This window comes from Tabrizicola flagellatus (assembly GCF_046295235.1).
In the GTDB taxonomy this organism is placed as follows: Bacteria; Pseudomonadota; Alphaproteobacteria; order Rhodobacterales; family Rhodobacteraceae; genus Tabrizicola; species Tabrizicola flagellata_A.
The window spans coordinates 22417-30403 of record NZ_JBKBLV010000041.1; the positions used below are offsets into that span (position 1 = coordinate 22417).

Below are 7987 nucleotides of genomic sequence, written 5' to 3' on the forward strand. Positions count from 1 at the left end.
CCGTGCGCCGCACCTGCTGGGGGGAATCCGCAATGTCCATCGATCGCCGTCAGTTCCTTGCCGGGACCGTCGCCCTGTTGGCGACCCCGGCCCTTGCCGCCGACCGGGCCGAGCTATGCCGGGGCGCACTGATCGACTGGCACCGTCTGGTGCTGGAACTGGTGCGCCATACCGCGACCTATTCGCCCCCCGTTGCCAGCCGCGCCTTCGCCTATGTCGGGATCATCGCGCATGAAGCCCACGTCGGGCTGGTACCGGGGCCGGTCACGCTGGCGGGGCAGTTGCACGGGCTGACCCCCTTGCCGGTCCCCGCCTCTGGTCTTGACCCCGCAGCGGTTCTTGATGCCGCGCTCGGCAAGGCGATGAACGACTATTTCGGCAACACCGGCCCCAGCGGCCAGGGTGCGATGCAGGCGATGGCGCGCAAGCTGGCGGAACGGATCGATGCGGGCCTCGCCCCCGAGATCGTCGCCGCCAGCCGCGCGCACGGTCTGGCGATTGCCGCCCACGTCTGGGACTGGTCGCAGTCCGACGGCGGCGCGGTGGTGGAAAACCTGGGCTTCCCCTACGACTACACCTTCGGAGAGGATCCCTCGGACTGGGTGCCGACCAGCGACATCCGCATCCAGCAGGCGCCCTTGCTGCCGAACTGGGGCACGAACCGCCCCTTTGCCCTGCCCGAGGCAGCCATCTGCACGGTCAAGGCGCACCCCGAATTCTCGGCCGAACCCGGCAGCGCCTTCTTCGAGGCCGCGCGCGAGGTCTACGAGGTCTCGAAAGTCCTGACAGAAGAGCACAAGATCATCGCCCGGTTCTGGTCGGACGACCCGATGCTGTCGCCGACTCCGCCGGGCCACTGGGTCTCGATCATCCTGCAGATCGCCGAGCGCGACGGGCTGTCGGCCGAACGCACGGCGGCGGCGCTGGCGGTGAACGGGATCGCGGTGGCCGATGCCTTCATCGGCTGCTGGCGCGAGAAATACATCTGGAACCTGGTCCGGCCGGTCACCTACATCAAGCGCAACATCGACCCGAACTGGGAGACGCTGCTGATCACGCCGCCCTTCCCGGAATATCCCTCGGGCCATTCCGTGCAGTCCGGCGCAGCCGAGGCGGCGCTGACTGCCCTCTTCGGCGAGAACTTCGCCTTCGAGGATGCCACGCACGAGGACGACGGCCTGCCGGTCCGCCGCTTTGCCAGCTTCCGCGAGGCAGCGGAAGAGGCCGCCATTTCAAGGCTCTACGGCGGCATCCACTACCGGTTTGCCTGCGATGAAGGCCTGGTGCAGGGCCGCTGCATCGGCGCCCATGCCGCCCGGCTGAGGGTCTCGGCGTGAAGGCTGCGGTCATTGTCCTCTGTTCTGTCGCCCTGCCGGCGCTGGCCGATCCCGTCGTGCCCACCTTCACCGACGAGACGGCCACCTCAGGCCTGAGCACCGTCTATGAGGGCGAATGGGAGTACATGGTCGGCGGCGGGGTCGCCAGCTTCGACTGTTCCGGGGACGGCTTCCCCGAGCTCTTCCTGTCGGGCGGTGCCGGCCCTTCGGCGCTCTATCTGAACCGCAGCGCGGTGGGCGGCGAGCTGACCTTCGAGAAGACCGACGCCATCACGCTTGACGCGGTGCTGGGCGCCTATCCGCTGGACATCGACAGCGACGGGCTGATGGACCTCGTGGTGTTGCGCCAGGGGCCGAACCTGCTGATGCGGGGGCTGGGCGACTGCAAGTTCGAGGATGCGACCGAGACCTGGGGCTTCGACGGCGGCGAAGCCTGGTCCACCGCTTTCGCTGCAATCTGGGAGAAGGGGCAGGACTGGCCGACCATTGCCATCGGCAACTACATCGACCGCGCGGCCGAGGATTTCCCCTGGGGCTCCTGCACCGACAACTGGCTGCACCGCCCCGAGTCCGGGCCGGATGGCCGTCGCTTTGCCCCGCCGGTCCCGCTGACACCGTCCTTCTGTGCACTGTCGATGCTGTTCACCGACTGGAACCGGTCGGGCCAGTGGGCGCTGCGGGTGTCGAACGACCGGGAATACTACAAGGGCGGGCAGGAACAGCTCTGGCACCTTGACCCTGGCCAGCCGCCGCGGCTCTACACCGAGGCCGAGGGATGGAAGCGCCTGCGCATCTGGGGCATGGGGATCGCGGCGGCGGATGTGAACCGCGACGGCTATCAGGACTATTTCCTGACCTCGATGGCCGACAACAAGCTGCAATTCCTGAAGGATCCGGCCTCGGGAAAGCCGGATTACGCCGATCTGGCCTTCAAGTCCGGGGTGACGGCGCACCGGCCCTATACAGGCGACGACCTGCGCCCCTCCACCGCCTGGCACCCGCAATTCGCCGACGTTAACAACGACGGATGGCTCGACATCTTCGTCGCCAAGGGCAACGTGGCGAAGATGCCGGATTTCGCCGAGCGCGATCCGAACAACCTGCTGCTGGGCACCGCCGACGGCCCCTTTGTCGAGGCCGGCGACCGCGCGGGCGTCGCCAGCATGGGCATCGGCCGCGGCGCGCAGGTGGTGGACCTCAACCTCGACGGCATGCTGGACATCGTGGTGGTGAACCGCTGGACCCCGGCCGAGGTCTGGCGGCAGACCGGCGAAAGCACTGGCAACTGGGTGCAGGTCCGGCTGGCGCAGGACGGCACCAACCGCGACGCCATCGGCGCGCTGGTCGAGATCCGGCGCGGCGAGGCGATCGAGCGCCACGAGATCGCCTCGGGCGGCGGCCATGTTTCGGGCTCCGTCGGATGGCTGCATTTCGGGCTTGGCGAGGCAACTGGCGCCGAGATGCGGGTCATCTGGCCGGATGGATCCGCGGACCCGTGGCTGACCCTGCCGGTAGGCAGTTTCCAGATCCTGCGCCCCGGCAAGCCGCCGGAAATCTGGGTTCCCGGCTGATCTCTGCGCGAATCATTTGCGGGGGGCAGATCGGGCCCGCAAGCACAATCATTGATTGCGTACCGACCGCCGGAGTCCCGCAAGGCAAGCAAGCATGTTAAGATTAGGGCAAGATCGGGGCGCATCCCTATGGGATTGCAAAGGAAATTGTCACACTTTGCAGAATGCGAATCCTGCCGACAGCCGTGGACCCCACCAGAAAATCGCCTTGCAATCAAAGCCTTGCGCGATGAGGCGCGCAACGGCCGAAAGCTATCAGGGGGGTGCAGTCCCGCGCGATCAATGCGCCGCTTTTTTCCAGATTTTATAGGCATTTGCGTCTGCCGTTTATCAGGCGTTACAATGGTTAACGGATTTGGCGATGGGTGGACTTGTTTCCTACGCGCATTAATCCGCAGGAAAGCAAGTCTGGCTACAGTGGCGCCACGCGCCTGTGTGCATGCTGTGTGAATTGTTGAGTGACCTGACTGGCAGGTGTGACGTGACGCAAGGCCCAACGCAGATCAGCAATCAGCTGGAGACCGAACTGGGCCGCACGGACCCGGATGCCTTCGCCGACGATCTGAAGCCGGGAACCAAGCTTCTGGGCGGGCACTACACGATCGAGGGTTTCCTCAACAGCGGCGGATTCGGGATCACCTATCTGGCTAAGGACAGCCTCGACCGGACCGTGGTGATCAAGGAGTGTTTCCCGAACGCGCTTTGCCGCCGCTCGACCAGCCTGGTCCGCGCCCGGTCGCGCAAGCACCAGAACGATTTCCGCGGTTTCGTCGAAAGCTTCATGGAAGAGGCCAAGAGTCTCGCGCGGCTCGTGCATCCGAACATCGTGGGCGTGCACCAGGTGTTCGAGGACAATGATACCGCCTACATGGCCATCGACTACATCGACGGCAAGGATCTGCATGACATCATGAACTCGACCGATCAGGCCTTCACGCCCGATCAGGTCGTCACCATGCTGAAGAAGATGCTCAGCGCGGTGGAGTTCATCCACCAAGCCGGGATCCTGCACCGCGACATCTCGCCCGACAACATTTTGGTGGACAAGACCGGCAACCCGATCCTGATCGACTTCGGTGCCGCCAGCGAACAGGTGGTGCGGGCAACCCGTGTCCTGACCGGCCGGCGGGTCATCAAGGAAGGATACTCGCCGCAGGAGTTCTACCTGACGGGTGCCGAGCAGAGCCCGGCCAGCGACCTCTATTCCCTGGCTGCGACCTTCCATCATCTGATCTCGGGCAAGGCGCCACCGGAAAGCCAGCGCCGGCTCGCCCGCGTGGCGGAAGGCGAAGCCGATCCTTACGAGCCGCTGGCCGGCCGGTTCGAGGGCTATCCGCCTGGCTTCCTGGAAGCGATCGACAAGGCAGCCCGCGTCATGCCCCGCGACCGCATCCAGTCCGCAGCAGACTGGCTGGACTGGATCCGGATCGGCAAAGAGGGCGGAACGCTGCCCGAGGCCCTGACCGGCCGCCCCGCCGACCGGCCGGTCGCAGGAGCATCGCGCCCGGTGGCCGCTGCGCACGAGGTCACGGCCCCGAGCCCCTGGGTCAGATACGGGGCTGGCGGCGCCCTCGTCTTGGCCGGGCTGGCTGCGGTCTGGTGGCTTCTTCCCTAGGGTCGGGACAGCTCGTCCCGCCCGGCTATTCGTGGCGCAGCGCTTCGATCGGGTCCAGCCTTGCCGCCTTGCGGGCGGGAAAGAAGCCGAACATCACCCCTATCAGCGCCGAAAAGGCGAAGGCGAGGAGCACGACGTAGGTCTGCGGCGCGAAGGGGATCGCCATGTAGAGCGACGCCCCGAAGGCCAGCCCCAGCCCGACGATGACCCCGATGATCCCGCCGACCAGTGACAGAACCACCGCCTCGACCAGGAACTGGGTCAGCACCTGGCGCCCCTCGGCGCCGATGGCCAGACGGATCCCGATCTCGCGCGTGCGTTCGGTGACCGAAACCAGCATGATGTTCATGATGCCGATCCCGCCGACCAGGAGGCTGACGGCGGCGACCGAGGACAGCATCCCGGTCAGAACCGAGTTGATCCCGGTCAGAACCTCGGCGATCTGGGCGCGGTCGCTGACGTTGAAATCGTTCGGCGCGCCCTCGGCGATCCGCCGCCGGTCGCGCAACAGCGCCTCAATTTCGCGCGCGCCGCGCTGCGACGAGACCCCCGGTGTCAGCGCCACGGAAATCGACGAGATGTTGTCACTGCCCAGGAGACGGCGCTGCACGGTGCGGATCGGCATCAGTATCAGATCGTCCTGATCCTGGCCGAAGGCCCCGGCGCCCTTGGCCTGCAAAAGGCCGATGACCTCGCAACTGACCTTGCCGATCCGGAGCTGCTGGCCCACCGGATCGGCCACGCCGAACAAAGTCTGCCGCACCGTTTCGCCGATGATGCAGACTGCGGCGCTGGTCCGGTCTTCGGACGTGTCGAACCCGCGCCCGCCGATGACGGTCCAGCCGTTGACTTCGAGATAGGCCGAAGTGGCTCCGGTGATGCTGGTCGTGGCGTTTGCGGCCCCGGCCACCACGGTCTGCATCGACGAGACGGTCGGCGAAACCCGGCTCAGGACGGCAAGCCCCATCAGCGCATCGGCATCGCGCAGCGTGAAGGGCCTGGTGGCCTGCGAGCCGCCAACGCTTGGCGGCCCGAAACTGCGACTGCCCGGGCGTACGGTCAGGACATTGGTGCCGAGGCTTTCCACGCTGGCCGCGACCGAGCGCGACGAGCCCTGCCCTACCGTCACCATGGCAATCACCGCCGCCACGCCGATGACGATGCCCAGCATGGTCAGGGCCGAGCGCAGCTTGTTCCGGCGCAACGCCAGCAGCGCGAGGCGGACCGTCTCCCAGATCATGCCGGAGCCCTTTCCGGCACGGGTGCATCGCTGCGGATCCGGCCATCGGCGAACAGGATCAGGCGACCGGCGTAGGCCGCTATGTCGTCCTCATGCGTGACCATGACGATGGTGATGCCGTCCTCGCGGTTCAGTTGCTGCAAAAGCCGCATGATCTCGTGGCTGCGGTGGCTGTCGAGGTTGCCGGTCGGCTCGTCGGCAAGGATCACCATAGGGTCGCCTGCCAGCGCACGGGCGATGGCCACGCGCTGCTGCTGGCCGCCCGAGAGCTGCGACGGGTCGTGGTCCTCGCGCCCCTCGAGCCCCACCTTGGCCAGCGCCAGGCGAGCGCGCGCGATCCGCTCGGCGCGCGGCATGCCCTTGTAGATCAGCGGCAGTTCGACATTCTCCAGCGCCGAGGTGCGGGGCAACAGGTTGAAGCCCTGAAAGACAAAACCCAGGAAGTGCCGGCGCAAGAGCGCACGCCGGTCGCGGTCAAGATCCTGCACCTCGACGCCGTTGAACAGATAGCGGCCCGAGGTCGGACGGTCCAATAGCCCGATCGTGTTCATCGCGGTTGACTTGCCCGATCCCGAAGGCCCCATGATCGCGACGAATTCACCCTGCCGGATCACCAGATCGGCATGATCCAGGGCCCGGACCTCGGCCTCGCCGCTGCCATAGACGCGGCAGACATCGACGAGTTCGATCAGGGGCGGGAGCCGATCGGAGGCGGCGGAGGTCATCTCAGCCGCCCACGCTCTGATCGACGATGACCTGGTCGCCCTCGGCCAGACCCTCGGCCGTGACGGCTGTCACGCGACCATCGGTGACGCCCGGCTCGACCGGCACTTCCACCGGCACGCCGTCGCGCAGGAGCCAGACCGACCGGCCGCCCGAGGATCCCCGGGTCAGGCTTGGCGTCGAGGACCGGCCCGGCATGATCATCCCCACCAGCCCGCGCCCGGACGCGCCGCCGCTGTCCTCGGCCGCGCGCGGCGGTTCATAGCGCAGCGCCGCATTCGGCACCCGCAGCACGTCCTTCTCGACCGTCACCGCGATGGTGGCCGTCGCCGTCATTCCGGGGCGCAAGAGGCGGTCCCGGTTGTCCACCGAAAGGATCGCCTTGTAGGTGACGACGCCGTCCGTCGTCTCGGGCGCATAGCGGATGGTGGTGATGGTGGCCGGAAAGCTGCGATCCGGGAAGGCATCGACGGTGAAGTTGGCCGTATTGCCCACCGCGACGCGGCCGATGTCGGCCTCGTCCACATCGACGCGCAGTTCCATCCGCGCAAGATCCTCGGCCAGGGTGAAGAGGACCGGCGCGTTCAGCGAGGCGGCGACGATCTGGCCCGGCTCGGCCGCGCGGTTCAGCACCACCCCGGTGATGGGCGACCGGATGATGGATTTCCCGAGGTCGTTCTCCGCCTCGGACACTCGTGCCCGGGCCAGCGCGACATCGGCATTAGCCGCATCCACCGCCGCGCGCGCCCGGTCGCGCGCCACTTCCGAGGCGATCAGCTTCAGCCGGGTGCTTTGTCCGCGCCGGTCCAGTTCCAGCTGCGACTCATGGTTCGCCTCGGCCTCGCGCGCGGAAGCCTCGGCCTGCTTGAGGTTGGCCTCGGCGGCCTGCAACTGGGCCTTGGCGGTCTGCACCGCTTCCTTGAGGTTGGTATCGTCCAGCCTGGCGAGGACCTGGTCCACCTCGACCCGGTCGTTGAAATCCACCGCCACTTCGGCCAGCGCCCCGGACAGTTCCGAAGAGACATCGACCTGTGTCGTCGGCTGGACCGAGCCAGTGGCGGTCACAGTGACGATGACCTCGCCCCGGGTGACTTCGGCGGTGGTGTAGCGGACGCTGCGGGACGTTTGCGAACCGGACAGCCAGGCCCACGCAACGCCACCCGCCAGCAGCGCGGCGACAAGGATCACCCATGGCCAGCGCCGGCGCCGAGGCCGGGACAGGATGCTGCTCATTTCGACCGCCGTGTCTTTCACGGATCGCGCCTTCGGCGTTCCGCCCCCAGCGCTGCCACCATCTGCCAATGCCATCTCCCTTTCAGCGCGCCGCCACCGGGGCAGTGCGCACAGGCCTCACAGCTGGACCTACATTTCTGATGTAACGCAACCAGAAGGAATTTCCGTCGAAATGTCGGCGTTGTGACCGGATGGTGGGCGGTGAGGGATTCGAACCCCCGACATTCTCGGTGTAAGCGAGACGCTCTACCAGCTGAGCTAACCGCCC

General features: G+C 66.9%; 6 protein-coding genes and 1 tRNA gene. 3 read left to right on the forward strand and 4 right to left on the reverse strand.

What is annotated here, in order from left to right; genetic code table 11:
* Window positions 1-32 precede the first annotated feature (32 nt).
* From ACK4IU_RS15690 to ACK4IU_RS15700, 3 genes are all read left to right on the forward strand, one after another.
* Window positions 33-1337: a vanadium-dependent haloperoxidase gene (locus ACK4IU_RS15690; RefSeq protein WP_409736874.1), complete on the forward strand. Its 1305-nt coding sequence runs from the start codon at window positions 33-35 to the stop codon at window positions 1335-1337.
* Window positions 1334-2908, forward strand: coding sequence for a CRTAC1 family protein (locus tag ACK4IU_RS15695; protein WP_409736876.1), 1575 nt, complete (start codon window positions 1334-1336; stop codon window positions 2906-2908). Before ACK4IU_RS15690 ends, ACK4IU_RS15695 begins: the two co-directional genes overlap by 4 nt.
* Window positions 2909-3389: 481 nt before the next feature.
* Window positions 3390-4523 carry a serine/threonine protein kinase gene (locus ACK4IU_RS15700; protein WP_409736878.1) on the forward strand — a complete coding sequence of 378 codons (1134 nt, stop codon included), beginning with the start codon at window positions 3390-3392 and terminating at the stop codon, window positions 4521-4523.
* Window positions 4524-4548: 25 nt separating this feature from the next.
* Here the strand turns inward: ACK4IU_RS15700 and ACK4IU_RS15705 are convergent, their stop codons facing one another.
* The 4 genes from ACK4IU_RS15705 to ACK4IU_RS15720 form a co-directional block, all read right to left on the reverse strand.
* The gene (locus ACK4IU_RS15705) at window positions 4549-5763 is read right to left on the reverse strand and encodes an ABC transporter permease (RefSeq protein WP_409736880.1); all 1215 of its coding nucleotides are present in this window, start codon (window positions 5761-5763) and stop codon (window positions 4549-4551) included.
* On the reverse strand, window positions 5760-6488 hold the full coding sequence (locus tag ACK4IU_RS15710; protein ID WP_409736882.1) for an ABC transporter ATP-binding protein: 729 nt from the start codon (window positions 6486-6488) through the stop codon (window positions 5760-5762). Before ACK4IU_RS15710 ends, ACK4IU_RS15705 begins: the two co-directional genes overlap by 4 nt.
* Before the next feature lies 1 nt (window position 6489).
* Window positions 6490-7719, reverse strand: coding sequence for an efflux RND transporter periplasmic adaptor subunit (locus tag ACK4IU_RS15715; protein ID WP_409736884.1), 1230 nt, complete (start codon window positions 7717-7719; stop codon window positions 6490-6492).
* Between the two features lie 192 nt (window positions 7720-7911).
* A tRNA-Val gene (locus ACK4IU_RS15720) sits at window positions 7912-7987 on the reverse strand.

Coding starts and splice junctions, on each gene's coding strand:
- ACK4IU_RS15690 (WP_409736874.1), top strand. CDS start 33: ATGTCCATCGATCGCCGTCAGTTCCTTGCCGGGACCGTCGCCCTGTTG.
- ACK4IU_RS15705 (WP_409736880.1), bottom strand. CDS start 5,763: ATGATCTGGGAGACGGTCCGCCTCGCGCTGCTGGCGTTGCGCCGGAAC.
- ACK4IU_RS15710 (WP_409736882.1), bottom strand. CDS start 6,488: ATGACCTCCGCCGCCTCCGATCGGCTCCCGCCCCTGATCGAACTCGTC.
- ACK4IU_RS15715 (WP_409736884.1), bottom strand. CDS start 7,719: ATGAGCAGCATCCTGTCCCGGCCTCGGCGCCGGCGCTGGCCATGGGTG.